This is a genomic window from Sphingomonas guangdongensis, assembly GCF_900199185.1.
GTDB classification, from domain to species: Bacteria; Pseudomonadota; Alphaproteobacteria; order Sphingomonadales; family Sphingomonadaceae; genus Sphingomonas; species Sphingomonas guangdongensis.
In genome coordinates, this window is sequence record NZ_OBMI01000002.1 from 357,611 (window position 1) to 381,768 (window position 24,158).

Here is a 24,158-nt window from a genome sequence, read left to right on the forward strand (position 1 = left end):
GAAGCACTGGCGCGCGGCTTCTTCGATACGCGACTTCGACTTCGCTCAGTCGCTACTCAGGACGAACGTAGAATGAGGAACAGGTCCGTGTTGAGGAAGTCGTTGGCCATCCTCGGCCTTATGGTCACCACTCCCGTCGCCGCGCAGGTGGAGGTCGACGTGGTCGGCGGTATTTCCGAGCCGCTCACCATCGCGATCCCGCCGATGCCGACCCCGGCCGCGCAGGCGACCGCCGCGGGCAGCACCGACGAGCTCGGGCTCCAGCTGGCGGAGATCGTCGCCAATGATCTGCGCAACTCCGGCCTGTTCAAGCCGCCGGCTCCGAGCAGCCTGCGCGCGCCGAGCTTCGATCAGGTGACCGCGCCCGACTTCGGCTACTGGGGCGGAAGCGGCGCATCGGCGCTGGTGCAGGGCTTCGTCCGCGCGAACGGCGACGGGACGCTGACGGTCGGCTGCTACCTGTACGACGTGTTTGCGCGCACCGAGCTGACCCGCCAGGGCTTCGTGGTGCCGCCCAGCGACTGGCGCCGCGCCGCGCACAAGTGTGCGGACACCGTCTACACCCGCCTATCGGGCGAGGGGCCCTACTTCGACAGCCGCATCGTGTACGTATCGGAGACGGGGCCCAAGAACCGCCGCATCAAGCGCCTTGCGATCATGGACCAGGACGGCGCAAACCACCGCTTCCTGACCAACGGCCAGTCGATCGTGCTGACGCCGCGCTTCGCGCCGAACCAGCAGCAGATCGTGTACATGAGCTACGTCAACGATCAGCCGTCGCTCTACGTCTATGACCTGGGCAGCGGGCGGCAGCGGCGGCTGGTGTCGGGCGTGCAGCTCACCTTTGCGCCACGCGTGTCCCCGAACGGGCAGTGGGTGCTCTTCTCCATGGCGCAGTCGGGCAACACCGACCTGTACCGGGTATCGATCAATGGCGGCAGTCCGCAGCGGCTGACCGACTCGGCCGGTATCGACACGGGCGGCAGCTACTCGCCCGACGGGTCGCGCATCGTGTTCGAGAGCGATCGCGGCGGCACGCAGCAGCTCTACGTGATGAATGCCGACGGATCGAACCAGCAGCGGATCAGCTTCGGCGGCGGGCGCTACGCGACCCCGGTGTGGAGCCCGCGCGGGGACCTGATCGCCTTCACCAAGCTCGGCGGCTCGTTCCAGATCGGCATCATGTCGCCGTCGGGCGGGGGCGAGAAGCTGTTGACCGAGGCGTGGGGTGACGAAGGGCCGAGCTGGTCGCCGAACGGGCGCGTCCTGACCTTCTTCCGCGCCGGCCAGGGCTCTGCCAAGGCCGACCTGTGGTCGGTCGACCTGACCGGCGTCAACGAGCGCCGGATCCCCACGCCGCTTGACGGGAGCGATCCGAGCTGGGGGCCGTTACGCCCCTAACAGCCAATTTCATCCGCCAGGACCGAAACCGAAGAGGAGAAACGATCATGGCAACCACGACGACCAAGCTGATCCTCGCCGCCGCACTGGTGGCGACCGCGGGCTGCGCCAAGAAGCGCCCCGATGTCCTGCCGCCGGCACCCGGCGGCACGGAGCAGGTCGATCCCAACGCCGGCCAGACCGGCGCCGTCGGCACGGGCGTGGTGCCCGGCAGCCGCGAGGACTTCATGCGCTCGGTGTCGAGCGACACGGTACGCTTCGGGCTCGACATGTACGACATCGACGCGGAAGCGCGCGCGATCCTCGACACGCAGGCGCAGTGGCTGCAGCGCTACCCGAACGTCCGCATCACGATCGAGGGGCACTGCGACGAGCGCGGGACGCGCGAGTACAACCTGGCGCTCGGTGATCGCCGCGCCAATGCCGCCAAGAACTACCTGGCGGCACGCGGGATCGACGCGGGCCGGATCACGACGATCAGCTACGGCAAGGAGCGGCCCGCGGCGCTCGGCTCGGACGAGGCGAGCTACGCGCAGAATCGCCGCGCGGTGACCGTCACGATCGGCTGATCGAAGGCGACACGGCTGCTTGGAACGCCGTCGGCCCGCTTGGGCGTGGCGGCGTTTCCATTTGCGCGGATTGACTCTGCGGTGCAGTGATCAGCATTGCGGAGGGGCTTATGATCGCGAGCATGGTGGCGTTGACGTTGGCGGCGGCGGAGCCGGTGACGGTGCCGGGCCCCGACGGGCCGCTGGCGGGATCGCTGGAGGCGGGCACGGGCACGGGCAAGGGGCCGGCGGTCGTCATCATCCCGGGCTCCGGCCCGACCGATCGTGACGGCAACAGTCCGCTCGGGATCACCGCCGGATCGTACCGGCTGCTCGCTGAGGCGCTGGCGAAACGCGGCGCAACCAGCATCCGCATCGACAAGCGCGGCATGTTCGGCAGCCGCGCGGCCAGCGCCGATGGCAATGCGGCGACCGTCGCCGATTACGCCGCTGATGCCCGCGTCTGGGCGGCGTTGGCGGCAAAGCGTGCGGGCACACGTTGCGCTTGGCTGGTTGGGCATAGCGAGGGTGGGCTGGTCGCACTCGTCGCCGCGCAGCAGGCCCGTGACCTGTGCGGCGTAGTGCTGCTGTCGGCACCCGGCCGACGCATCGTTGACGTGATGCGCGATCAGTTCGCCGCCAATCCCGCCAACGCCCCGATCCTGTCCGATGCCACCCGGATGCTCGACGCGGTCGAGAAAGGCGGCACGGTCACCGACCTGCCACCTCCGCTGTCGACGATGTTCCCACTTGCGGTGCAGTCCTACCTTGGACGGCTGAACGCGTATGATCCTGCTGCGCTCGCCAGGTCGGCCGTGGTCCCGATCGTCGTGGTGCAGGGCGATGCGGATCTCCAGGTCCCCGTCGCCGACGCGCAGCGGTTGGCAGGCGCCAACCCGAAGGCGCAGCTGGTAGTGGTGCCGGGCGTCAACCACGTGCTGAAGCGGACCGGCAGCGATCGCAGCGCCAATCTGCGGAGCTACGCCGATGTGTCGCTTCCGATCGACGAAGGGGTGGTGGCCGCGGTCGCGGCAGGGATTGGTGCGCGTTAGCGGAAGTGAACGTACGACAGCGCAAGAAACGCGAGGAACACGCCAACGCCGAGTCCGTACAGCGCCGGAACGAGGCGCAACCCGACCCGCGCCGTGTTGAGCGGCGGTTCGAGGCCTTGGAACAGCTGCATGATGTCGGTCTTGCCCTGAAGCGCGAGCAGCCCCGACAGCGCAACCGGTAGCGCTGCCACTCCCATCTGCCACGGGGCGAGCCGCGCGCCGAACACGGTCTCGCCAAGCGTCAGGACGCCACCCAGGGTCGCGAAGCTGACCGAGACCATGTTCTTGTAATAGTCGTAGGCGAGTTCCGGTTCGGCAAGGCCGGCGGGCGCGGCCTCAGGATCGGCCGGCACGTTCCTGCGGGTGACCCGCTCCAATCCGCTCGTCATGCTCGCATCCCCCAAGCGCCCCGGTGACGATAGCCGCCGCCCGTCCGCGCGCAAGCCGCGGAGCTTCGCTCAGCCCAGGGCCTCGTCGAGCAGCCGGGCAAGGCGCAGGCCGCCCTTCATCACCTGCTCGCGCGCCGGCTCGACCAGGCGGGCGATCGTCGCCGCGTCTAGCTTCGCGCGCGCCGGGGCAGGGCCGCATGGGTCGCCGAGGGCGGGTGCGTAGACCTGTGCCTTCGCGACGGCCCAGCTCTCCCGGCTCCAGTCCTCGACCGTCCCGCCCTGCACCGCGGCGCGCTCGGCGCTCGTGTAGACGCGGACCAGCGCGGGTGGCGTCGAGATGGCGCGCTCGGCGAGCGGACCGTCCCAAATCGAGTGGAGGTTGAAGCGCTCGGGCGCGTAGATGCCATAGTCGGCCTTGGCACGGTTGCCGCCCAGGTCGCCGCGGTCGCCGGCGTGGAGGGGCTGGTGCAGGTCGCCAACGAAGTGGATCAGGAAGGCGAGCGCCTGCACCTTCTCGCGCGCCGGTACGTCCTTGCGCTGGAGCAGCTTCACGTCGCGCTCGATCTGCGCGGACACGCAGTTACCGTCCTTGCACGCGGCCTTCAGGTCGAACGGCTTGCAGACGTCGACGTTCTGGTAGTGCCAGCTGTACGCGTAGCTGAACCGTTCGCCGAGCGGCTTCACGCAGTCGGCCCAGACGCTCGCCTGCTCGATCGTCCGCGCCGGGCAGGTCGGCGTCTCGAGCAGCCGCTGCTGGCGGAGCAGCGCGTCGATCTTGGCGCGGGTCGCCGGCGTCACGTTGCGGTAGGCGATGGCGGCGACCGTCTCGTGACCATACTCCCAATAGGCTTGCGCAGGCGCTGCGATCAGGGCGGCGGCGAGCGCGACGAGCGGGAAAAGCTTCCGGAACACGGCCGCGCCGTTACCGCGCCATGTGGAGCGAGGGAAGGGCGCTTCGCTCGGAGGGAGGGTCACACGCCGTAGAAGTGCCGCACGGCGTTGAAGCGCATCATCGTGCCGATCGCGAAGACGGCGTAGATGCTGAGCGAAACAGCGAGCGCGACCAGCCGGCGTGGTTCGCTCTCATGCCGAGAGCGGTACATGTTGAACGGGATCAAGATCGAGAGGGACAGGCAGAACGCCGGAAAGATGAAGAGGAACCCGTTTGTTCCCTCCGGCCGTTGCGGTCGCGTCTGCGCGTAGAGCAGATTGTAGAGGTCGGGATCGGCCGGAAGTCGGGCGCGCAACCAGAGCATCGCGGCTACAAGCAGTACCGTGGTCGTCATCAGGACAGCGCCGACGGTGAGCGGCGCGCCTAGGCTGCGGCTCACTGCTCGTCGCCATAGATCGCGACCACGCGCTTGCCGCCGGCCGACACATGGCCGCGGTACATGCCTGGCGTGTTGAAGCTCCAGGCGATCTCGCCTCGCGGGCCGGTCAGGATCACGCCGCCGCTGCCGCCCAGCGCCTTGGTCTCCGCCATAACCGTGTCGCCTGCCTGCTTCAGCGTTTCGCCGGCGAAGCGGACGCGGGCGCAGATCTCGTGCGCAACGCCCTCACGGATGAAGAACTCGCCCGATCCGGTGGCGGAGACGGCGCAGGCGCGGTCGTCGGCGTAGGTACCGGCGCCGATGATCGGTGCGTCGCCGATCCTACCCCAGCGCTTGCCGGTGATCCCGCCGGTGGAGGTCGCCGCGGCGACGTGGCCGGCCTGGTCGCGCGCGACCGCGCCGACCGTGCCGTACTTCATGTCGACGTCGAACCAACTGACGTCCTTTGCCTTCAACTCGTCGAGCTGGCGCTTGCGCTCGGGCGTGCCGAACCAGGCGGGATCGACCTGCTCCAGCCCGCGCTCGGCGGAGAACTGGTCCGCACCCTTTCCGCCGAGGAAGACATGGGGGCTGTCCTCCATCACCTTGCGCGCGAGGCTGACCGGATGGCGGGTGCGGGTGACGCCCGCGACCGCTCCGGCCGCGCGGGTCCGGCCGTCCATGATCGCGGCGTCGAGTTCGTTTGTGCCGTCATAGGTGTAGACCGCGCCGCGGCCGGCGTTGAAGTTCGGATCGTCCTCCAGCACCTTGACCGCGGCCTCCACCGCGTCGAGCGCGGTACCGCCGCCGCTCAGCACCTTCTGCCCGGCGTCGAGCGCGGCGTTAAGCCCGGCGCGTGCCGCCGCCTCGCGCTCGGGCGTCATCCGTTCGCGTTCGATCACGCCGGCACCGCCGTGGATCACGAGCGTCCAGTCGGACTGGTCCTGGGCGGCGGCGGGCGTGGTCATGAGGAGGGCTCCGAGCAGAAGGGCGCGCATGGGCGTGGGTCCGGCGTTAGAGGGTCGGGACGCTTGCGATAGCAGGTTCGCGCGACCGCGGTAGCCGAGGTCTCAGCCCGATCAGCGGGCGTGCCCACGGGATCTCGCGACCGCCGAGATAGAAGAGCCAGCAGGCGGCAACCGTCGCCGTCACCAGCGCCAGGAACTCCAGCTCCGTCGAAAGGGCGAAGGGCATCAGCAGGTAGAAGGCGAGCACGATCGCCGTCTGGTGAATGATGTAGAAGGGGAACACTGCCTCCGTCAGCGTCGCGCGCCAGGGATGGTCGCGGTTGAGGTGGATCTCCGCGAACCCGATCAGCGCGACGATTGCGCCCCAGCAGTGGACCTGCCGAGACCAGACCAGCAGATCGACGAAGTGCGACGGCGGCGTCGCGCCGCCCGGCCACACCAGCTCCCGCGCGACCGCGACGCCCCACGCGGCAAGCGCGGCGATCCCGGCGGAACGATGCCAGCGCACGATCGCCGTCATCACCCGGTCCGACCGGGCCAGCGCGAACCCGAACAGAAAGGCCGGGAAATAGGCGAGGTGCGCGACCCCGTCGTTGATCACGTCCTGGCTGTCGGTCCAGCGCCGGAACACGATCACCTGGGTTGCGAGCAGCCAGCCGAGCGGCAGGAGCACGGCACCGATGCCGCCGAACAGCCGGTCGAACCAGCGCTGGAGCTGCGGGGGCCGCGGCAGCGCGGCAAGCAGCGCGAGCGCGACCGTGTAGGTCCACAGATAGCCGACGAACCACAGGTGGTTCCACGCCGGCAGCCCGATTCCGGCGACATGGCCGAAGCGGAAGAAGTCGTGCAGCCAGAAATGGCCAAAGCCGCGCGGGTAGCCGTGCTGCGTCACCAGCTCGACCCAGGGCTGGGGCGGCACCACGACCACCACCGCGAACGCGAGCGGAACCAGCAGCCGGACGCTGCGCCGCCACGCAAAGGTCGCCGGTCCGCGCCAGCGCCGCAGCAGCGCGCGGCTGGCATAGCCGGACACGACGAACAGCAGGGTGAGCCGCCACGGGCTGACCGCGAGCATGGGGATCGTCATCCAGTCGACCGTCGGGTGTTCCTTGACGTGGAACCCCCAGGGAACGAATACCATTCCGACGTGATATAGGATCAGGCACGCGAAGGCGCCGATCCTCAGCCAGTCCATGCCGTAGTGTCGCGCCACCCGGCGGCGGTTAGCGGCTCGCGCGCGCGCCCGATAGCTGTTTGATCGGAGGCAGGCCGATGAGCGTGCCCAACCAGCCGATGCGCGATCCCGCCAGGTAGCCGAGGACGCAGATGCCGATGCTTGCCGCGAGGATGGCGAGAAAGGCGATCAGCGGGTGGAGGCCGAGCGGAAGGAACCACCAGGCCGCGACGACCAGCGCGGTGTGGTGGAGCAGGTAGGCCGGAAACACCGCGCGGGCGAGCGTGCCGCGCCAGCGGTGGTCGCGGTCGAGGTGCCGGTCGGCGAAGGCGAACAGCGCGAGCGTCATGCTCCACGCCATGACGATGCGGGCGGCGCGGTCGATCGCCATCACACCGTGCGGCGGCATCGCTTCTGCGGGAAAGTTCCATTCGACGGAGACGACGATCAGCCCAGCGGCGAGCGCGAAGACCCGCGCCTCCGGGGCGACGCGGTGGACGGAAGCCCAGAGCGCGCGGTGACCGGCGAGGACGAAGCCGAAAACGAGCAGAGGGAAGTACTCGGCGTGTCCGGCCCAGTCGGTCAGCAGCCCCTGCTGCTCGGGTACGACGAACAGCAGCGCGAGCTTAATGCCGATCAGCGGGACGAGTGGCAGCCACAGCAGTCGCAGCGACGGCGACAGCAGCGCGACGATCCGGTCCGCGCGTCTCCCGGTCGCAACGATGCCGGCGAGCACTCCGGTGTAGGCCGCCAGATAGGCGACGAACCACAGATGCTCCCAACTCGGAAAGCCGACGCCCATCAGCTCGCCCCAGCGCCAGTAATCCTGCATCCAGAAGTGCGGCAGCGTGCCGGAGTAGCCGTTCAGGCGCACCCGAACCCACATTTCGAGCGGCACCAGCGTCACCATCCCGAAGGCGAGCGGGACGAGCAGGCGGTGCGCGCGCGAGCGCAGGAAGGCAGCGATCCCCGCTGAGCGGTCGAGCAGGATGCGCGAGGCGTAGCCGGACACCGCGAACAGCAGCGCGAGCCGCCAGGGCGTCACGAACGCCATCGGCGGGATAAGCGCGGGGTAGGTCCGCGGCGCCTTCACCAGCCAGTCCCACGGCGCGAACACCATGGCCGCGTGATAGACGATGAGCACCGCAAAGGCCGCGATCCGCAGCCAGTCCATGCCGAAATGGCGACCGTGCGCGGGCGCGGCGGCGATGATGCGGGGCTCGTGGCGCACATCGCGGCTGTGCGGCAAAGCGCCTAATTTCCCGTTAGCGGAACGACCCCGTTTGCCGCGGCGTGGCGGCGGCGCTATATCGCAGGCGAGCCCTTCCGGAGCATTCCATGTCCGTCCGTCCCTGGCGCGATATCCATCGCCGTCCCAGCCGCCAGATCATGGTCGGCAACGTGCCTGTCGGCGGCGATGCGCCGGTCACCGTGCAGACCATGACCAACACGCCGACGAGCGATCCGGTCGCGACGATCAACCAGATCCGCCGCTGCGAGGAGGTGGGCGTCGACATCATCCGCGTGTCGTGCCCGGACGTGGAGAGCACCGCCGCGCTGAACCAGATCGTCCGCGCGGCGCGGGTGCCGATCGTCGCGGACATCCACTTCCACTACAAGCGCGCGCTGGAGGCGGCGGACGCGGGCGCGGCGTGCCTGCGCATCAACCCGGGCAACATCGGATCGTCGGAGCGCGTGGCGGAGGTGGTGCGCGCCGCCAAGGCCAACGGCTGTTCGATCCGGATCGGCGTGAACGCGGGCAGTCTGGAAAAGGACCTGCTGGAGAAATACGGTGAGCCGTGCCCGGAGGCGCTGGTCGAGAGCGCGCTCGACCACATCAAGCTGCTCCAGGATCACGACTTCCACGAGTTCAAGGTGGCGGTGAAGGCAAGCGACCTGTTCCTGGCGGTCGCCGCGTACCAGCAGCTGGCCGAGGCGGTCGACTGTCCGCTCCACCTGGGGATCACCGAAGCCGGGGGCTTCGTCGGCGGCACCGTCAAATCGTCGATCGGGATCGGATCGCTGCTGTGGTTCGGGATCGGCGACACCATCCGCGTCTCGCTCTCAGCGGAACCGGAGGAGGAGGTCCGCGTCGGGTTCGAGATCCTGAAGGCGCTCGGCATCCGCAACCGCGGCGTGCGCGTGGTGTCGTGCCCGTCCTGCGCACGTCAGGGGTTCGACGTGATCCGCACCGTCCAGACGCTGGAGGAGCGGCTGCAGCACATCCGCACGCCGATGAGCCTGTCGGTGCTCGGCTGCGTCGTGAACGGCCCAGGCGAGGCGCGCGAGACCGACATCGGCCTGACCGGCGGCGGCAACGGCCGCCACATGGTCTACCTGTCCGGGTTGACCGACCACACCGTCGAGGACGCCGGGATGGTCGACCACATCGTCAAGCTGGTCGAGGCCAAGGCAGCGGAGATCGAGGCGGGCGAGAGCGCATCGCGGATCGCTGCGGAGTAATCAGCGCCGGTGATCCCCCACCGCGCGGGAGCACTCAGAAGTAGATGTCGACGTAGTCGGTCAGGCCGTCGCACTGCTCCATCTGCTGCAATCGCCAGTAGCGTCGCGTGCCGGTCGCGCGGAAGCTGTAGGTGCCGTCGCGGACGCAGGCGCGACCGAGGTCCGGCGCGTCGGTGATGACGATGCGGCCGCGGAAGCTGAAGTCGCGGGCGTCGATCGCCAGCACGTCGCCATCGAGCGTGAGGGTGCCCGCGCCCGGCGCCGCCTGCCGGCCGGAAAGGTGCACGACGCCGCTGCGCTCGAGCACCCGCACGGTGCCACGCGCGCGCGGCGCCCAGCTGATCCACTGTAGCGACAGCCCCGTGTTCCCGCGCAACCGGACCAGCGCGGCCCGATCCGCGACACGGGTCGGCGCGGGCGTCACCTGCGCCACCGCGCCGGTGCCGAGCAGCAGGGCGACGGATGCCAGCACGCGTATCATGAACTCTCCTCCGTCCGGTGGCCCCATGCTCGCGCGACCGAACGGGCGCTGTCGCGGGCGCGGCGGCATGCTAGCAGCATCGCCATGCCCGATCACCACCCCCGCGCCGTCACGCCCGTACTCGCCTTCGCGCTGGCGGCAGCGGGGATCGGGCTGTTCTCCGTGATGGATGCGTTCATGAAGTCGCTGACGCTGGCCCTCGGCGTCTACAATGCGCTGATATGGCGGACGGGCACGTCCGTGCTGATCGCCGGCGCGGTGTGGGGCGCGGCCGGGCGGCCGGTGCCGAGCGGGCGGGCGCTGAGGCTCCACCTGCTGCGCGGGAGCATCACCGCTGCCATGGCGCTGCTGTTCTTCTGGGGGCTGGCGCGGGTGCCGATGGCGCAGGCGATCAGCCTTGCGTACGTCGCGCCGCTCCTCGCGCTGCTGCTCGGCGCGTGGCTGCTGGGCGAGCGGGTCGGCCGCCGCGTGGCGCTCGCTTCGCTGCTCGCGCTGGGCGGCGTCGGGATCATCCTCGCCGGGCACGGCCAACTGGCGCTCGGGCCGGACGCGTTGTGGGGCGCGGGCGCGATCCTCGCCTCGGCGGTGCTCTACGCGGGCAATCTGGTGGTCGCGCGACTGCAGAGCCAGGCGGCGGTGCCGGCCGAGATCGCCTTTGTCCAGTCGCTGATCGTGACCGCAATCCTGCTCACCGCCGCGCCGTGGCTGCTCCACCTGCCGCCGGCCGCCGAGTGGTGGAAGATCGCGGTCGGCGCGGCGCTCGGTACCGGATCGCTGTTCCTGCTCGCCTGGGCCTACGCTCACGGCGAAACGGGCTACCTCGCGACCACGGAGTACACATCGTTCGTCTATGCGGCGGTACTCGGCTGGCTGGTGTTCGGGGAGCGCGTCGCCGCGACCACGCTGCTCGGCGCGGCGGTGATCGTCGCGGCGTGCCTGTGGGGAGCACGGCGTGGCGCCGACCTTCCCGCCGCGGTAGAGGCGGGGGCATGATCCGCCCCGCCACCCCGTCCGACGTGCCGACCATCATGCGCTTCGTGCGCGAGCTCGCCGACTACGAGCGCGCCGCCGACAAGGTGGTCGCGACCGAGGCGCTGCTGACCGACGCGCTGTTCGGCCCGCAGCCCGCCGCCTATGCCGCAATCGCGGAGCGGGACGGCGAGCCCGCGGGCATGGCGCTGTGGTTCTTCAACTTCTCGACCTGGACGGGGTGGCGTGGACTTTACCTGGAGGATCTGTACGTGACGCCGGAGGCGCGCGGGACAGGGCTCGGCAAGGCATTGCTGCGCTATCTCGCCGGCGTTGCGCTCGACAGCGGGTGCGCGCGGTTCGAGTGGTCGGTGCTCGATTGGAACGCCCCCGCCATCGCCTTCTACGACAGCGTCGGCGCGGAGAGCATGGACGAGTGGACGGTGCGGCGCGTGAGCGGCCCCGCGCTCCTGGCACTGGCGGATCGCGACTGATGCCCTGGTTGCTGCTGGTCGTCGGGGGATTGTTCGAAGTCGGCTTTACCACCTGCCTGCGCTACGTCGACGGTTTCCGCAACCTGCCTTGGACGCTCGGCTTCCTCGCCTCCGTCACGCTGTCGATGGGGCTGCTGGAGGTCGCGTCCCGCTCGATCCCGCTCGGCACGGCCTATGCGGTGTGGGGCGGGATTGGGGCGGTCGGCACGGTAATCGTCGGCATCGCCTGGTTCGGGGAGCCGGCACATCTTACCCGCGTGTTGCTGATCCTTGCAATCGTCGCCTGCATCGCGGGGCTGAAGCTCACGGCGGGTCACTGATGGCGATCGACGCGCGGCTGATCGAGTGGGTCGCCGAGGCGATGGCGCCGCTCGGCCGCGTGACCAGGCGGGCGATGATGGGCGGCGCCACGCTCTACTGCGACGGTACCATCTTCGCGATCGTGACGGCGGACGGCGGCCTGTGGTTCAAGGCGGATGCCGAGAGCGACAGCGCCTGGGACGCGGCCGGATGCGAGCGGTTCAGCTACGCCTTCGCCGATGGGCGGGTGGGCGTGATGAATTATCGCCGGGCACCGGACGACGTGTACGACGACGCGGATGCCATGCGGCAGTGGGCATCGCTGGGGTTGGCGGCGGGCGCAAGGGCGCCGGTGAGGAAGCCACGCAAGAGAAGCTGAACCGTGATGCCAGCGTAGGCTGGCATCCATGTCTGTACCGATCGGAAGTGATGTCAGCTCTGATCGCTACAGACATGGACTCCGGCCTTCGCCGGAGTGACGGCTACGGGATCACTCCCGCCCGGGTACCTCGAACTCGTGCGGCTCTTCGCCCTTGGCCTTGGCCGCCTCGTAGCGTTCGATCGCCTCCAGGGTGATCTTGCGCGCTTCCTCGCGGCCGCCCCAGGTACCGACGCGCACCCACTTCTTCTTCTCGAGATCCTTGTAGTGGGTGAAGAAGTGCTCGATCTGCTCGAAGACGATCTCGGGCAGATCCTCCTTCTCGCCGACCTTGGAGTAATAGGGAAAGGTCTGATCGACGGGCACGCAGACGAGCTTCTCGTCGCCGCCGGCCTCATCCTCCAGGTTCAGCACCGCAATCGGGCGCGCGCGCACGACGCAGCCCGGAATGAAAGGCGAGCGTGCGACGACCAGCGCGTCGAGCGGATCGCCGTCGGGCGACAGCGTGTGCGGCACGAAGCCGTAGTTCGCCGGGTAGCGCATCGGCGTGTGGAGGATGCGGTCGACGAACAGCGCGCCCGACGCCTTGTCGAACTCGTACTTGACCGGCTCGCCGCCCGTCGGAACCTCGATGATGACGTTCAGGTCGTCCGGCGGGCTCTTGCCCACGGGGATCAGGTCGATCCGCATGCTTCCCTCTTCTTTACTTTGCGCTGAGCAGACGATCGAGACCGTTGTCAGCGGTGCCCACCTTCTCCAGCCGCGGGTAGCGCAAGCCGCCGTGGTAGTCGAGCGCGACCTCGCGGAAGCGTGTGCCGTTCTTGACCAGCAGCTTGATCGGTTCCTTGCGCGTCTTCGCGGCAGTGACCGCGGCCTTCAACGCATCGGCGCTGTACCCCTGTCCTTCGACGGCAACGACGGTGGTGGCGACGTCGAGTCCGGCGTTGAAGGCGGGCGAGTCCCAGATAACGCTGCGTACCGCCCCGTCGCTCGCCAGCGTCAGCCCGAGCGACCAGGCGAAGCTAGCGGTCTTGGACGACTTCTCGCCCGACTTGAGAACGTCGTTCGGCTCCTCGGTGTAGACCAGCTTGTAGCCATTGTTGGTCAGACCCGCGAGCGGAGCAGGATGCGGCTTGTAGACGCGGTCGTTCAGGAAGGTCGCCCAGTCGTACGGGACTACGCCGTTCAGCGTGCGGACGATGTCATCGAGCGTATAGGTTACCTCGCCATAGTCGCCGTCGGTCAGCCCAAAGAAGGCACGGGCGAAATCGTCGATCGATTTGGTGCCGTTCGAGCGCGCGCGGATGATCGAGTCCGCCTCCAGCCAGACCAGCGCGCCGCCGACGTAGTAATCCTCGTTGCGCTGCCAGCTGAGCCAGCCCTTGGGCCGGCGGGCGGAGATGATCGGATCGTTGGTGGTGTCGACCAGCGCGCGCCAGGTGGTGCCGGGCGTATTAGCCTGGCCGGCGGCGAAGATCGCGAGATTGTCGAGCGCCTCCTGCTTGGAGAGCATACCCGATCGGGCGCCGAGGATCACGCCCCAGAACTGGGTCTGCCCTTCGTACACCCACAGCATCGAATTGCGCATCGGGGTGCGGAAGTCGGGAGTCCACAGGTCCGCGCCGCGGCGGAACTTGCCGTTCCAGCTGTGGGTGAACTCGTGCGGCAGCAGGTCGCGATCGCCGACCGCGTTCTTCCAGTCGGTGAAGTAGCCGGGATCGACCCCGTTCTCGCTTGAGCGGTGATGCTCGAGGCCGATCCCGCCCATCTCGTCGGTGATGGCGAGCAGGAACTCGTACTTGTCATAGTGCTGCGCGCCGAACAGCTTTACCGACTGATCGACCAGCGCCTTGTGCTTGTCGATCGCCTCCGGCGTCGCGGCGAGCTCCTCCGGCTTGTCGGCGACGACGTTGAGGCCGACGCGCGGGGAAAGCTCCCAGCGCTTGAAGTAGCGGCCGGCGAACACGGGCGAATCGATCAGCGTCTCATAGCTGGTGCGCTGGTACGCGTAGGTGGCGCCGTTGGCGCGGGCAGGCAGGCCGGACGCCGCGGTCCAGCCGGCCGGGTACTTGACGTTCGCCTGGATGGGGATGCGGCGGGTATAATAGCCGGCGGGATAGAGGCTGACCTGCTCGAACTGGAGGTTGAGCATGTTCGGCGCGACCGAGATGCGGCCCTGGTTGCCCGCCGTCGCCGACAGGAACTGGAACTCGGCGGTGATGCTCTTGGTGCCCGCGGGGACGTCGACATGGAACGCGTAGACGTCAACCGGATCGCGCCGCCACGCGAGCGTGCGGGTACCGGCGGTGATCTTCAGCCCGGCCAGCTTCTCGATCTCGCCGCGCGGGCCGTGCTTGCCCGGCAGCCATTCGGGCATCAGCAGCGTCAGGCGGCCGGCCGCCGCGACGGGAATGACCTCGCGCACCTGATAGATGCCCTGCTCGACATTGGTCGCGTCGACATCGAGCTGGATGACGCCCGGATAGTCGATGTCGCGCGCGTCCGGGATCTCGGTCGGGATCGGCGCGGTCGCCGCCGGTGCCGAGTTGCGGACCTGTGCGGGGAGGGTGGTGGAGGCGAGCAGCAGGGCAGCGAGGCCGAGGGTGCGGATCAAGGGGCAAGCCTTTGGCAAAGAGAGCGAAAGGTCGTTGCTTAGGTGGCGGCGGGCGGAGCGTCCAGTGTGCCCGCGCCACAGCCGGTTCACCGCTTCCTTACCATTGCTTGTCTAGGAAGCCGGCATGTACCACGACCGCGCGCTGGCCGAGCAGGCCGTCCTCGCCGATCCGCGCCCGGCGTCGGCGGTGAGCGGCGGAGTGGGGATCGCCGGCTTGGCCGGGCTGCTCGCCTGGACTGGGTTATGCACGTGGCAGGGCATGGATGGGCCCTATGCGGCGCTGTGCAACCTCGTCGCCTGCGCACTGCCGATGGTGCTGTGGTCACTGCTGGTCGACAAGGTGCACCGCCGGCCCTCCACCGGGATCGATTGGACAGCGCCGCGGCCATTCCGCGAGACGATCCACGTGTCGCTGACCAAGCTCGCCGGGCTGTGGCTGACCTGGGGAGCGCTCGCGCTCACCTATGCGCTCGGGCGCTTCTGGTGGGAGGGTAATTATCTCTTTTCGATGTGGTGCCTTCAGCACGCCGCGCCGATCGTCGTGGCGCTGTCGATCCCGTGGGTGCTCTGGAGCGACCGCTACCTGCAGGAGCCGCGCGACGGGGCCTGGGCGTTGGGTGCCTGGGTGCTCCACCTGGACGAAGCGATTGACGCCGAGGTGATCTTCGCCCATCTGCGCGCCTGGGCGGTGAAGGGCTTCTTCCTCGCCTTCATGCTCGCGATCGTGCCGGCGGGCTTCGGCGAGTTCGTGCGGGCGGACCGCAGCCAACTCCTGGTCGATCCGGTGGCGCTCGCCGGCTGGCTCATCAACCTCATGTTCCTCGTCGACGTCGCCTTCGCGACCGTCGGCTACATGCTGACGATGCGGGTGCTCGACTCCCATATCCGGAGCGCCAACCCGTTCGCGGCCGCCTGGATGGCGGCGCTGATCTGCTACCCGCCGTTTATCCTGATGGGGGAGGGCGGGCCGCTCGACTATCACCCGGGCACCGGCGACTGGACCTCGTGGTTCGCTGGTCACCCCTTGCTGTTGGCCGTGACCGGCGCGGCACTGGTAATGCTCACTGCGGTCTACGCCTGGGCGACCGTGGCCTTCGGACTGCGCTTCTCCAATCTCACCCACCGCGGCGTGCTGACCCACGGACCCTATGCGTGGAGCCGGCACCCGGCGTACCTGTCGAAGAACCTGTTCTGGTGGCTGTCCACCCTGCCGTTTCTGGCGACGACCGGCAGCTGGGCGGACGCGGCGCGCAACACCGCGCTGATGGGGCTCGTCAGCGGGGTCTATTACTGGCGGGCGCGAACGGAGGAGCGGCACCTGCTGCTCGATCCAACCTACGCCGAATACCACGCGTGGATGGGGCGGAACGCGCCGGTGCCGCGCCTGTTCGCGCGCCTGCGCGGCTAGTCGTCGACCTGCGCGGCCGACCCGCCGGCCATGCTGAGGGTCAGCTGCACCAGCAGCGCATGCTCCATCTGCGCCGGCACGGCGCTCCGACCAAGGCGGTACTGGTTGAGGTAGCCGACGTCCGCGCTCACGCCGCGCGCGATCGGCAGCGCCACGCCGACGATGTTGCGCATCCGCTCATACCCGCGGCGCTGCCCCCACCGCGTCGAGTTCGGCAGGATGAAGCTCTCATGGCTGTAGAACAGCGCTAGCCCCGCGCCGCGGACGGGCAGGTTGTAGCGCAGCAGCGGGCGGATGCGGACGCCGATGCCGGGCTGGTCGTTACGGAATCGCTGGTCGACGCGCAACCGCCCGACGGATCGGCCGGCGGTCACCACCACGTGCTGGCGCAGCCGATCCTCGTTGGCGCCGGCCGCGCCATTGTGTCCGCCGACCCGGCGATAGCCGATCGCGAGCTCGACACCATCGACGGCGCGGTAGCCGAGGATCGCGCCGACCTCCGTCTGGTAGAGCCCGCCCTGGTGGTCGCTCGCCCGTGCGATCTGCTCAACCGTCAGGCGCAGCCGTTCGGTGAGAGGAACGACGGCGTTGAGCTGCCACCAGGCCTGCGCGTCATGCTGGGTCTGTGCGGCGGCAGGCGTGGCGGCGAGCAGCGTGGCCGCGGCCACCAGCCGCGTCAGAAGCTGAACTCGTCGTAGACCCGCGACAGGTCGCCATTCCACGCGCCGTGGTAGCGCTCAAGCAGCAGCTGCGCGGGCACCTTGCCGCTGCGCACGATCTCCCGCAGCGGCTGGAGGAAGCCGGCCTCGTTGTCGCCAGCGCCGTTGAGGCGCGCGCGGGCGGTCAGCCCGGCGGTGGCGATGTCGAGCAGCGCCGGCGCAATGTCGCGCAGGGTGCGGCCACCCGGCACCGGTGCGTCGAGGGCCGAGCGAGGCACCGCGTTCCGCAAGCTCTCACGCTCGTCCATAGTCCAGTGCTTGACCAGGTCCCAGGCCGCGTCGAGCGCACCCTGGTCGTAGAGCAGCCCGACCCACAGCGCAGGCAGCGCGCAGATGCTGTCCCAGGGGCCCCCGTCGGCGCCCCGCATCTCCAGGAAGGTCTTAAGCCGTACCTCGGGAAAGGCGGTCGACAGGTGGTCGTTCCAGTCGTCCAGCGTCGGCCGCTCGCCCGGCAGCACTGGGAGCTCACCGCGCAGGAAGTCGCGAAAGTTGAGGCCCGCCGCGTCGATGTAGCGGCCGTCGCGATAGACGAAATACATCGGCACATCGAGCGCGTAGTCGGCGTAGCGTTCGTAGCCGAAGCCGTCCTCAAACACGAAGGGGAGCATTCCGGTGCGGTGCGGATCGGTGTCCGACCAGATGTTGCTGCGGAACGAGAGAAAGCCGTTCGGCTTGCCTTCGGTGAACGGCGAGTTGGCGAACAGCGCGGTCGCGAGCGGCTGCAGCGCCAGGCTCACGCGGAACTTCTGCGCCATGTCGGCTTCGGATGCGTAATCCAGGTTCGTCTGGATCGTGCAGGTCCTGAGCATCATGTCGAGCCCGAGGCTGCCCACCCGCGGCATGTGGCGCAGCATGATCTCATAGCGACCCTTGGGCATCCGCGGCAGCTCGTCGCGGCGCTTGTCCGGCCACATGCCGAGGCCGAGGAAGCCGAGGCCGAGCTCCGCGCCGACCTCCTTCACTTGCGCGAGATGGCGGCCGGTCTCCGCGCAGGTCTGATGGAGGTTGTCGAGTGGGGCGCCCGACAGCTCGAACTGGCCGGCGGGCTCCAGGCTGATCGATCCGTCGGCGCCGCTAAGCGCAATGACGTGATCGCCCTCCATCACCGGCTTCCAGCCGAACCGCTCCAGCGCCCCGAGCAGGTCGCGGATGCCGCCCGGCTCGTCGTAGCTGGGGGCATGGTGGTCGCCGGTCGCGTAGACGAACTTCTCGTGCTCCGTCCCGATCCGCCAGCGCTCGCGCGGCTTCTCGCCCCGCGCAAAGCTGGCGATCAGCTGGTCGCGCGACTCGATAACGGGCGCGCGGCTGTCGGTGGCGGTCTTGGTCGTCATGGCAGCGCCCGTACGCGCGGGCGCCCGGGCGCGCTAGTGGGTCAGCAACCGTTCAGTGTCGCAGGCCGACGCTTCGCAGACGAACAGGGAGACACGCGATGTTGCGAGCGGCGGTTATGCTGGTGGTCGGTTCGGCGGTGACGTTTCCCGCGACCGCGCAGCTCGCCCGGCACGGCCCGCCCGCCCCGCGCGCGCCTGCGCCGGTGGTGATCAGGAGCGAGCGGCTGCCTGAGCCCGGCCCGTGGCGCGACGAGGCCGACGTGCGGCGTCAGATCGAGCGCGGCCGTGACGAGGGCACGCTGACCAGGCGAGAAGGGCGGCGCTACCGGCGCGAGGCGAACCAGGTCGGCACGCTCGCCGAGCGCTTCGGCCGCGACGGCCTGTCGGATGCGGAGGCGGCGGAGCTGCGGTCCCGGTCGGCGGTGCTGCGGGAGCACGTCAACCTCAACCGGCTGCGCTCCAAGCGGCCCTGAGCTTAGGCGGCGAGCGGCTCCTCGCCCTTCAGCACCCAGGCGCGCGCCTCCGCCAGCGTCGACACGACGCGGGCATAGGGCTGCTGAAACAGGCGGCGTATCTGCATCCTCGCCAGCGAGGAAGCGGTGACCACGGCGATCGCGGCGGCTCGGGGCGCGGCGGCCATGTGCTCGCGCATGCGGTCGATCACCGCCTGCGTCTGGATCGGGCAGTCGATCACGTCCACGATCAGACGGTAGTCGGCGGTCAGCCGGTGCGCCGCCATCGTGCGGCCGAGCTCGGCCATGTAGCGGTCGACCTCCTCTACGCTCATCAGCCCGCCGAGGCGCACCACCACCAGGCGGTCGGCATCGGCGATCGAGATATCGTACATACGGCGCTCCCCTTCGCCCACCTTACGTCAGTGCTGGTTAAGCCCCGGTTGACGCCCAGTCGCCCGCCGCGGCCATCCACAGGCTGACGGCAGCCGCCGCAGCGGTGTCGGCGCGCAGGATGCGGGGTCCGAGCGAGATGCCATGTGCGGCAGGGATAGCGCGGATGGCGTCGCGCTCCTCCGCGTCGAACCCGCCCTCCGGCCCGATCAGGATCGCGGCCGGGCCAGCGTGCGCGCGCATGGTGTCGAGTGCCGCCGGGCCGCCGGTCTCGTCCGCGAAGAACAGTTGCCGGTCCGCCGGCCAGTCGCGGCGCAGCGCGGGCAGCTTGCGCAAGGGATCGAGCGCGGGAACGGCCGTGCGCCCGCACTGCTCCGCCGCCTCGATCATGTGGGCGCGAAGGCGATCAAGGTTGACCCGGTCGACGACCGTACGCCGGGTCTCCACCAGCACCAGGCGGGCGACGCCGAGTTCGCACGCCTTCTCCGCCAGCCAGTCGATCCGCCCCTTTTTCAGCGGAGCGGCCACCAGCCACAGGTCCGGTACCTGCTCCGGGGCGCGCAGCTGCTCGGTGACGGCGAGCGTCAGGTCGCGCTTGCCGACCTGCTCGGCGACTGCCAGCCACTCGCCCGAGGCGCCATCGAACAGCTTGACCGGATCGCCCGCCTTCACCCGCATGACGCTGAGGAGATAGTGCGCCTGCCCGCCATCGATCCGCACCGCCGCACCCGCGCCGAGCGGCGTCTCGACGAACAGGCGCGGGGTCGACTGCGGGGGCCAGGCCGGGGTCGCCACCATCACTTCTTGAGCCTGGTCCACACCTGCTGCCGGCACCCGAACGAGCCGAGCAGGCAGCCCTCGCCGACCAGCCGGTCCGGGCCATCGAGATCGAGCGTGCCGCTGAAGGTCCGGGCGAGGTCGGGGACGTAGACCTGTCCGTACCACAGGCCATCGTCCTCGCGAACGAAGTCGCGGAACAACTGCTCGCCGACCAGCGCGCCGCCGCGCGCGGCAACGTCGGCCTTCGCCTTGGCGTTTGCCCAGATCACCGTGCCGCACAGCGTCGCGCGCGCGCGCGGACATGGCGCGACCCGCACGTGGACGCTGTTCGCCGCGTTGCGCCACGTGCCGTTCGGTGACGGCGCGGCTGCGGGAGCAGGCGCGGCGGCGCCCGTCGCGATCAGAAGAGCGAGCAGCAGTTTCATGGTCGAACTCCTTAGCAGCATGTGACCGTCGGCAGCGCAGGCCGGATTAGCCATCGCATCTGCCGCCGCGCGTGTCGCGGCCGTTCAACGCGCTGCTGCCCGGATCGGGGCAGCGCTTTGGCAATCCGCCGCTGAGCAGCGGCTGAACAGGCTCGGGCGAGGACAGCGTCGGCGCCATGCCATTCCGCTTGGCGCACCGATCTGCCACTAGGCGGCGCGATGACCGACACTATCGTCCCCGACAGCGAGCACCGCGGGCTCGTCGGCCGCCTACCGGCGCGGCTGCGCGCGTTCGCGCTGCTGGCGCGGTTTGATCGGCCGATCGGGTGGTGGCTGCTATTCTGGCCGGGCGCGTGGGCGGTGGCGCTGGCGGGCGGCGCAGTGGCGCGCTGGGAGCTGATCTGGTGGCTGCTGCTCGGCAGCATCGCCATGCGCGGGGCGGGATGCGTCTACAACGACATTGTCGATCGTGATCTCGATCGGCAGGTGGCGCGCACCGCGACGCGGCCGGTGGCGAGCGGGGCGGTGTCGGTGCGGGCGGCGTGGGTGTGGCTCGTCGCCTTGTCGCTGGTCGGGTTCGTCGTGCTGCTGCAGCTGCACCTGCCGGCGGCGCTGGTTGCGATCGGCAGCCTCCTGCCCGTCGCCGCCTACCCCTTCATGAAGCGGATCACCTGGTGGCCGCAGGCGTGGCTCGGCATCGTGTTCAGCTGGGCGGCGCTGGTGGGCTGGGTGGAGGTCGCGGGCCGGCTGACCTGGCCGGGTGCGCTGCTGTACGCCGGCAGCATCGCCTGGGTCATTGGCTACGACACGATCTACGCGCTTCAGGATATCGAGGACGATGTGCTGGTCGGGGTGCGATCGTCGGCACGGGCACTCGGGCCGCGGGTGCGCGGCGGCGTTGCCGTCTTCTACCTTCTCGCGCTGCTGTTCTGGTCGGGCGCGGTGTGGCTCGTCCGGCCGGACCCGCTCGCGCTCGTCGCGCTGCTGCCGGTCGGCGGGCACTTCTTGTGGCAGGTGGCGACGCTGCGCACGGCGGACGGCGCGGGCGCGCTGGCCCGCTTCCGCTCCAACCGGAATGCGGGTGCGCTGATGTTCCTCGGCTGCGTGGTGGTCGGCACGACGCTTTGACGAGAGGGACAGGCGTCCCTACCTGCGTTGCGCGATGCTCTCCCCGACCGAAGCCACCGACGCGGCGCTCGCCGCGATCACCGCTGCCCGCGCGAGCGGCGCCGACGCCGCCGATGCCGTGTTCGTCGCCGACGCAGCCGACACCGTCACCGTCCGGATGGGCGCGCTGGAGGATGTCGGCCGCTCGGAGAGTGCGGAGCTGGGCCTGCGCGTCTTCGTCGGGCAGCGCTCCGCCTCGGTCGCGACCTCCGACCTCTCGGCAGATGCGATCGCCGCGTTGGTCGAGCGTGCGGTGGCGATGGCGCGGCTGGCGCCGGAGGATCGCTGGGCGGGGCTCGCCCCGGCCGAGCGGCTGCTCAAGGGGCCGATACCCGATCTCGGCCTAGACGACGGCGGCGACGCCACACCCGAGGCGCTGAAGGCCCGCGCGTTGGCGGTCGAGAAGGCAGCGCGCGGCGTACCCGGCGTGACGCTCTCGGACGGGGCGTCCGCGTCGGCCTCGCGCGTCACCATAGCGCTCGCGACCAGCCACGGCTTCGCCGGCGGCTACTCGCGCAGCAGCTACGGCGCGTCGGCGAGCGTGCTGGCCGGGGATGCCGCGGGCGCGATGCAGCGCGACTATGCAAGCCACAGCGTGCGCCATCAGAACCGGCTCGACCCGCCCGACGCGATCGGGCGGCTCGCGGGCGAGCGGGCTGCGGCGCGGGTCAATCCCGGGCGGATCGACAGCGGCACGATGCCGGTCGTGTTCGATCGCCGCGTGGCGTCGTCGCTGGTCGGGGCGCTGGTGGGCGCGATCGGCGGTGCGGCGATCGCCAGGCGCACCAGCTTCCTGCTCGACGCCCTGGGAAGCCAGATCCTGCCCAAGGGGGTCGCGATCCACGACGACCCGCACCGTCCCGGCGGCTTGCGCTCCAAGCCGTTCGACGGCGAAGGGCTGCCGATGTCGCCGACCGCGATCGTCGCCGATGGGGTGCTTCAGACCTGGCTGCTCGACAGTGCGGCGGCGCGGCAGCTCGGGCTGGAGCCGACCGGCCATGCCGCGCGCGGCATCGGAGCGCCGGGGGTGTCGGCGACCAACCTGTACATGGCCGCGGGCGCGACCTCCCGCGCGGCGCTGATCGGGGAGGTGGACCGCGGCGTGCTGGTGACCGAGCTGATCGGGCACGGCGTGAACGGCGTCACCGGCGACTACAGCCTGGGGGCCGCCGGCTTCCTGATCGAGCGGGGCGAAGTGACGCTCCCGGTCGCCGAGTTCACGATCGCGGGCAATCTGAAGCGCATGTACGCGAGCCTGACGCCGGCTAACGACCTGGAGTTCCGGGCCGGCACCAACGCGCCGACGGTGCGGATCGACGGCATGACGGTTGCGGGTGGCTGAGCTCGGCGACGCCCTCATCGACCTGGCGGCGGAGGCGGGCGCGCTGGCTCTCGCGCGGTTCCGCACCGACTTTGACGCGTGGGAAAAGTCGCCCGGCAACCCGGTGAGCGAGGTCGACCTGGCGGTCGACGCCTTTCTGCGCGAGCGTTTGTCCGCGTTGCTGCCCGAGGCCGGGTGGCTGTCGGAGGAGACCGCCGACAGCCCCGACCGGCTAGGGCGGCGGCATGTCTGGGTTGTCGACCCGATCGACGGTACGCGCGACTATGTGCGCGGGCGGCGCGGCTGGGCGGTGTCGGTCGCGCTGGTGGAGGACGGGCGACCGGTGCTCGGCGTGCTCGATGCGCCGGCCAGGGGCGAGCGCTGGTTCGCGGCGGCGGGCAAGGGAGCGGTGCTGAATGGCGCTCCGATCCAGGTCGCGCCGCGCGAGGTGCTGAGCGGATCGCGGGTGCCGAGCGACGCCCTGCCCAAGGCCGATCGCGACCTGGTGACCGTCGCCAAGCCGAACTCGATCGCGCTCCGCATCGCGATGGTGGCGGCGGGGGACGCAGACCTGGTCGCAACCACGCGCTGGGGCAATGAATGGGATATCGCCGCGGTCACACTGATCGCGTCGGAAGCGGGGGCGAGCGTGACGGACGCGCACGGCGCCCCGCTCGCCTTCAACCAGCGCGAGCCGCGCGCCTGGGGCGTGCTGGCCTGCGCGCCGGGGATCCACGCGGCGGCGGTGGCGCGGCTAGCGGGGCGGGGGCGTTGAGACCACTCCGTTCGTCCTGAGTAGCCGCTGAGCTTGTCGAAGCGGCGTATCGAAGGACAAGGGCCGCACCGAAACGGCGCTTCGATACGCGCCTTCGCCGAGCTCAGTCGCTACTCAGCACGAACGGAATTGTGGATCACGATAACCCGTCGTCCCGGTACCTGATCTGCAGGTAGCGCTCGCGCGTCGCGAACTGGTCGAGGTCGCCCTGCGCGAGCTGGGTCGACAGGTCGCCGATCTCCTCCTCGATCAGCTTGAGGCCGTCGGCGAGCTGCTCGTCCGGGGTGCGGCCGTTGCGCGGCACGCCTCGCAACGGCTCGGGCACCCGCGCATAGCCCTTGACCAGCTCGGGGAGCTGCTCGCCGACCAGCTTGCGAACTTCCTGCGCGACCGGCACGCCCTCGTCGAGCGCGGTCAGCTGCGGCCCGAGCGTCTCCAGGCGCAGGCCGATCGCGTCGAGCAGCGGCTGGGCGGGAGCGGGAAGGGCGGGGCGCTGCCGCTCCAGCCATGCCTCCGTCTGAAGCGGCAGGGTACGCAGGGGCGTGGTCGGCAGCGTCTCGGCGCGAACCTCCGGCTCGACCGGCGCCATTGCCAGCAGCACGGTGGCGGCGATCAGGAGCGCCATGACCGCGAGTGCGCCGAACATGCCAAGCGGGATGAAGAAGCCGACCACGACCGCGGCGACGATGATGGTCGCATCGACCGCGGCGATGCGGAGCAGGCGGCGACCGACTTCCGCCTCGCGCCGCTTGCGCGACCTGGTGGACGCCCCGCGCGAGTTGGCGCGGGTGCGGTCGAGCACCTCCGACGAGCGCGCGATTTGGTCGTCAACGTCGCTCACCGCC

28 protein-coding genes are annotated in these 24,158 nt (G+C 69.9%); 13 read left to right on the forward strand and 15 right to left on the reverse strand.

Annotation, left to right across the window (positions count from 1 at the left end; all coding sequences use genetic code 11):
* Positions 1-120: 120 nt before the first annotated feature.
* From tolB to CRO12_RS08850, 3 genes are all read left to right on the forward strand, one after another.
* Positions 121-1,401, forward strand: coding sequence for a Tol-Pal system beta propeller repeat protein TolB (gene tolB / locus CRO12_RS08840; protein WP_425443007.1), 1,281 nt, complete (start codon positions 121-123; stop codon positions 1,399-1,401).
* Between the two features lie 47 nt (positions 1,402-1,448).
* Positions 1,449-1,970 (forward strand): peptidoglycan-associated lipoprotein Pal, encoded by a 522-nt coding sequence (gene pal / locus CRO12_RS08845; protein ID WP_097063692.1) that lies wholly within the window; start codon positions 1,449-1,451, stop codon positions 1,968-1,970.
* Between the two features lie 110 nt (positions 1,971-2,080).
* Positions 2,081-3,001 (forward strand): alpha/beta hydrolase, encoded by a 921-nt coding sequence (locus tag CRO12_RS08850; RefSeq protein ID WP_097063693.1) that lies wholly within the window; start codon positions 2,081-2,083, stop codon positions 2,999-3,001.
* Here CRO12_RS08850 and CRO12_RS08855 read toward each other — a convergent pair.
* The 6 genes from CRO12_RS08855 to CRO12_RS08880 all read right to left on the reverse strand — a co-directional run bounded on the left by CRO12_RS08855 (position 2,998) and on the right by CRO12_RS08880 (position 8,073).
* Positions 2,998-3,390: a hypothetical protein gene (locus CRO12_RS08855; protein ID WP_144033575.1), complete on the reverse strand. Its 393-nt coding sequence runs from the start codon at positions 3,388-3,390 to the stop codon at positions 2,998-3,000. The genes CRO12_RS08850 and CRO12_RS08855 overlap by 4 nt on opposite strands.
* Before the next feature lie 69 nt (positions 3,391-3,459).
* A complete protein-coding gene (locus CRO12_RS08860; RefSeq protein WP_097063695.1) occupies positions 3,460-4,302 on the reverse strand; it encodes a S1/P1 nuclease in 843 nt (280 codons plus the stop codon).
* Between the two features lie 59 nt (positions 4,303-4,361).
* Positions 4,362-4,721 carry a hypothetical protein gene (locus tag CRO12_RS08865; protein WP_097063696.1) on the reverse strand — a complete coding sequence of 120 codons (360 nt, stop codon included), beginning with the start codon at positions 4,719-4,721 and terminating at the stop codon, positions 4,362-4,364.
* On the reverse strand, positions 4,718-5,668 hold the full coding sequence (locus CRO12_RS08870) for an isoaspartyl peptidase/L-asparaginase family protein (RefSeq protein WP_245858351.1): 951 nt from the start codon (positions 5,666-5,668) through the stop codon (positions 4,718-4,720). The genes CRO12_RS08865 and CRO12_RS08870 overlap by 4 nt, the downstream gene beginning before the upstream one ends.
* Before the next feature lie 46 nt (positions 5,669-5,714).
* A complete protein-coding gene (locus CRO12_RS08875) occupies positions 5,715-6,881 on the reverse strand; it encodes an acyltransferase family protein (RefSeq protein WP_097063698.1) in 1,167 nt (388 codons plus the stop codon).
* A gap of 10 nt (positions 6,882-6,891) precedes the next feature.
* A complete protein-coding gene (locus CRO12_RS08880) occupies positions 6,892-8,073 on the reverse strand; it encodes an acyltransferase family protein (RefSeq protein ID WP_144033576.1) in 1,182 nt (393 codons plus the stop codon).
* A gap of 107 nt (positions 8,074-8,180) precedes the next feature.
* Between CRO12_RS08880 and ispG the strand changes: the two genes are divergently transcribed.
* Entirely contained in the window at positions 8,181-9,305 is a 1,125-nt protein-coding gene (gene ispG / locus CRO12_RS08885) for a flavodoxin-dependent (E)-4-hydroxy-3-methylbut-2-enyl-diphosphate synthase (protein WP_097063700.1), read from the forward strand.
* A 34-nt stretch (positions 9,306-9,339) separates the two neighbouring features.
* Here ispG and CRO12_RS08890 read toward each other — a convergent pair whose 3' ends face one another.
* Positions 9,340-9,786 carry a hypothetical protein gene (locus CRO12_RS08890; protein ID WP_097063701.1) on the reverse strand — a complete coding sequence of 149 codons (447 nt, stop codon included), beginning with the start codon at positions 9,784-9,786 and terminating at the stop codon, positions 9,340-9,342.
* Positions 9,787-9,870: 84 nt separating this feature from the next.
* Here CRO12_RS08890 and CRO12_RS08895 point away from each other — a divergent pair, with 84 nt between their 5' ends.
* From CRO12_RS08895 to CRO12_RS08910, 4 genes are read left to right on the forward strand one after another with little or no spacing between them, the layout of a single operon-like run.
* The gene (locus CRO12_RS08895) at positions 9,871-10,779 is read left to right on the forward strand and encodes a DMT family transporter (protein ID WP_097063702.1); all 909 of its coding nucleotides are present in this window, start codon (positions 9,871-9,873) and stop codon (positions 10,777-10,779) included.
* Positions 10,776-11,249: a GNAT family N-acetyltransferase gene (locus tag CRO12_RS08900; protein WP_097063703.1), complete on the forward strand. Its 474-nt coding sequence runs from the start codon at positions 10,776-10,778 to the stop codon at positions 11,247-11,249. The genes CRO12_RS08895 and CRO12_RS08900 overlap by 4 nt, the downstream gene beginning before the upstream one ends.
* Positions 11,249-11,569 (forward strand): DMT family transporter, encoded by a 321-nt coding sequence (locus CRO12_RS08905; RefSeq protein ID WP_097063704.1) that lies wholly within the window; start codon positions 11,249-11,251, stop codon positions 11,567-11,569. Before CRO12_RS08900 ends, CRO12_RS08905 begins: the two co-directional genes overlap by 1 nt.
* Positions 11,569-11,928 carry a TfoX/Sxy family protein gene (locus CRO12_RS08910; RefSeq protein WP_097063705.1) on the forward strand — a complete coding sequence of 120 codons (360 nt, stop codon included), beginning with the start codon at positions 11,569-11,571 and terminating at the stop codon, positions 11,926-11,928. The genes CRO12_RS08905 and CRO12_RS08910 overlap by 1 nt, the downstream gene beginning before the upstream one ends.
* Positions 11,929-12,039: 111 nt before the next feature.
* On the opposite strand, the gene ppa is transcribed toward CRO12_RS08910, so the two are convergent.
* Both ppa and CRO12_RS08920 read right to left on the reverse strand, forming a co-directional pair.
* Positions 12,040-12,618, reverse strand: coding sequence for an inorganic diphosphatase (gene ppa / locus CRO12_RS08915; RefSeq protein WP_097063706.1), 579 nt, complete (start codon positions 12,616-12,618; stop codon positions 12,040-12,042).
* A gap of 13 nt (positions 12,619-12,631) precedes the next feature.
* Positions 12,632-14,542, reverse strand: a complete 1,911-nt coding sequence (locus tag CRO12_RS08920; RefSeq protein ID WP_097063707.1) for a M61 family metallopeptidase — start codon at positions 14,540-14,542, stop codon at positions 12,632-12,634.
* A gap of 124 nt (positions 14,543-14,666) precedes the next feature.
* Here CRO12_RS08920 and CRO12_RS08925 point away from each other — a divergent pair, with 124 nt between their 5' ends.
* Positions 14,667-15,950 (forward strand): methyltransferase family protein, encoded by a 1,284-nt coding sequence (locus CRO12_RS08925; protein WP_097063708.1) that lies wholly within the window; start codon positions 14,667-14,669, stop codon positions 15,948-15,950.
* Here the strand turns inward: CRO12_RS08925 and CRO12_RS08930 are convergent.
* Positions 15,947-16,618 carry a DUF2490 domain-containing protein gene (locus CRO12_RS08930; protein WP_245858352.1) on the reverse strand — a complete coding sequence of 224 codons (672 nt, stop codon included), beginning with the start codon at positions 16,616-16,618 and terminating at the stop codon, positions 15,947-15,949. The two genes, CRO12_RS08925 and CRO12_RS08930, sit on opposite strands and share 4 nt — an antisense overlap.
* An 8-nt stretch (positions 16,619-16,626) precedes the next feature.
* A complete protein-coding gene (locus tag CRO12_RS08935) occupies positions 16,627-18,000 on the reverse strand; it encodes a glutamate--cysteine ligase (RefSeq protein WP_097063709.1) in 1,374 nt (457 codons plus the stop codon).
* A gap of 98 nt (positions 18,001-18,098) precedes the next feature.
* Between CRO12_RS08935 and CRO12_RS08940 the strand changes: the two genes are divergently transcribed.
* Positions 18,099-18,473, forward strand: coding sequence for a hypothetical protein (locus CRO12_RS08940; protein WP_144033577.1), 375 nt, complete (start codon positions 18,099-18,101; stop codon positions 18,471-18,473).
* Positions 18,474-18,475: 2 nt separating this feature from the next.
* Here CRO12_RS08940 and CRO12_RS08945 read toward each other — a convergent pair whose 3' ends face one another.
* From CRO12_RS08945 to CRO12_RS08955, 3 genes are read right to left on the reverse strand one after another with little or no spacing between them, the layout of a single operon-like run.
* Positions 18,476-18,847: an STAS/SEC14 domain-containing protein gene (locus CRO12_RS08945; protein WP_097063711.1), complete on the reverse strand. Its 372-nt coding sequence runs from the start codon at positions 18,845-18,847 to the stop codon at positions 18,476-18,478.
* Between the two features lie 37 nt (positions 18,848-18,884).
* Positions 18,885-19,643, reverse strand: a complete 759-nt coding sequence (locus tag CRO12_RS08950; protein WP_097063712.1) for a 16S rRNA (uracil(1498)-N(3))-methyltransferase — start codon at positions 19,641-19,643, stop codon at positions 18,885-18,887.
* The gene (locus tag CRO12_RS08955; RefSeq protein ID WP_097063713.1) at positions 19,643-20,050 is read right to left on the reverse strand and encodes a DUF2147 domain-containing protein; all 408 of its coding nucleotides are present in this window, start codon (positions 20,048-20,050) and stop codon (positions 19,643-19,645) included. The genes CRO12_RS08950 and CRO12_RS08955 overlap by 1 nt, the downstream gene beginning before the upstream one ends.
* Positions 20,051-20,269: 219 nt before the next feature.
* Here CRO12_RS08955 and ubiA point away from each other — a divergent pair, with 219 nt between their 5' ends.
* From ubiA to CRO12_RS08970, 3 genes are read left to right on the forward strand one after another with little or no spacing between them, the layout of a single operon-like run.
* Positions 20,270-21,178, forward strand: coding sequence for a 4-hydroxybenzoate octaprenyltransferase (gene ubiA, locus CRO12_RS08960; RefSeq protein ID WP_097063714.1), 909 nt, complete (start codon positions 20,270-20,272; stop codon positions 21,176-21,178).
* A gap of 34 nt (positions 21,179-21,212) precedes the next feature.
* The gene (locus CRO12_RS08965) at positions 21,213-22,559 is read left to right on the forward strand and encodes a TldD/PmbA family protein (RefSeq protein WP_097063715.1); all 1,347 of its coding nucleotides are present in this window, start codon (positions 21,213-21,215) and stop codon (positions 22,557-22,559) included.
* A complete protein-coding gene (locus tag CRO12_RS08970; RefSeq protein ID WP_425443008.1) occupies positions 22,552-23,313 on the forward strand; it encodes a 3'(2'),5'-bisphosphate nucleotidase CysQ in 762 nt (253 codons plus the stop codon). Before CRO12_RS08965 ends, CRO12_RS08970 begins: the two co-directional genes overlap by 8 nt.
* A gap of 136 nt (positions 23,314-23,449) precedes the next feature.
* Here the strand turns inward: CRO12_RS08970 and CRO12_RS08975 are convergent, their stop codons facing one another.
* Positions 23,450-24,154 carry a hypothetical protein gene (locus CRO12_RS08975; RefSeq protein WP_097063717.1) on the reverse strand — a complete coding sequence of 235 codons (705 nt, stop codon included), beginning with the start codon at positions 24,152-24,154 and terminating at the stop codon, positions 23,450-23,452.
* Positions 24,155-24,158 lie beyond the last annotated feature (4 nt).

Bases quoted from the DNA above. Each gene is read 5' to 3' on its own strand.
- tolB (WP_425443007.1), top strand. From the start codon at position 121: ATGGTCACCACTCCCGTCGCCGCGCAGGTGGAGGTCGACGTGGTCGGC.
- pal (WP_097063692.1), top strand. From the start codon at position 1,449: ATGGCAACCACGACGACCAAGCTGATCCTCGCCGCCGCACTGGTGGCG.
- CRO12_RS08850 (WP_097063693.1), top strand. From the start codon at position 2,081: ATGATCGCGAGCATGGTGGCGTTGACGTTGGCGGCGGCGGAGCCGGTG.
- CRO12_RS08855 (WP_144033575.1), bottom strand. From the start codon at position 3,390: ATGACGAGCGGATTGGAGCGGGTCACCCGCAGGAACGTGCCGGCCGAT.
- CRO12_RS08870 (WP_245858351.1), bottom strand. From the start codon at position 5,668: ATGACCACGCCCGCCGCCGCCCAGGACCAGTCCGACTGGACGCTCGTG.
- ispG (WP_097063700.1), top strand. From the start codon at position 8,181: ATGTCCGTCCGTCCCTGGCGCGATATCCATCGCCGTCCCAGCCGCCAG.
- CRO12_RS08890 (WP_097063701.1), bottom strand. From the start codon at position 9,786: ATGATACGCGTGCTGGCATCCGTCGCCCTGCTGCTCGGCACCGGCGCG.
- CRO12_RS08895 (WP_097063702.1), top strand. From the start codon at position 9,871: ATGCCCGATCACCACCCCCGCGCCGTCACGCCCGTACTCGCCTTCGCG.
- CRO12_RS08900 (WP_097063703.1), top strand. From the start codon at position 10,776: ATGATCCGCCCCGCCACCCCGTCCGACGTGCCGACCATCATGCGCTTC.
- CRO12_RS08905 (WP_097063704.1), top strand. From the start codon at position 11,249: ATGCCCTGGTTGCTGCTGGTCGTCGGGGGATTGTTCGAAGTCGGCTTT.
- CRO12_RS08910 (WP_097063705.1), top strand. From the start codon at position 11,569: ATGGCGATCGACGCGCGGCTGATCGAGTGGGTCGCCGAGGCGATGGCG.
- ppa (WP_097063706.1), bottom strand. From the start codon at position 12,618: ATGCGGATCGACCTGATCCCCGTGGGCAAGAGCCCGCCGGACGACCTG.
- CRO12_RS08925 (WP_097063708.1), top strand. From the start codon at position 14,667: ATGTACCACGACCGCGCGCTGGCCGAGCAGGCCGTCCTCGCCGATCCG.
- CRO12_RS08935 (WP_097063709.1), bottom strand. From the start codon at position 18,000: ATGACGACCAAGACCGCCACCGACAGCCGCGCGCCCGTTATCGAGTCG.
- CRO12_RS08940 (WP_144033577.1), top strand. From the start codon at position 18,099: ATGTTGCGAGCGGCGGTTATGCTGGTGGTCGGTTCGGCGGTGACGTTT.
- CRO12_RS08945 (WP_097063711.1), bottom strand. From the start codon at position 18,847: ATGTACGATATCTCGATCGCCGATGCCGACCGCCTGGTGGTGGTGCGC.
- CRO12_RS08950 (WP_097063712.1), bottom strand. From the start codon at position 19,643: ATGGTGGCGACCCCGGCCTGGCCCCCGCAGTCGACCCCGCGCCTGTTC.
- CRO12_RS08955 (WP_097063713.1), bottom strand. From the start codon at position 20,050: ATGAAACTGCTGCTCGCTCTTCTGATCGCGACGGGCGCCGCCGCGCCT.
- ubiA (WP_097063714.1), top strand. From the start codon at position 20,270: ATGACCGACACTATCGTCCCCGACAGCGAGCACCGCGGGCTCGTCGGC.
- CRO12_RS08965 (WP_097063715.1), top strand. From the start codon at position 21,213: ATGCTCTCCCCGACCGAAGCCACCGACGCGGCGCTCGCCGCGATCACC.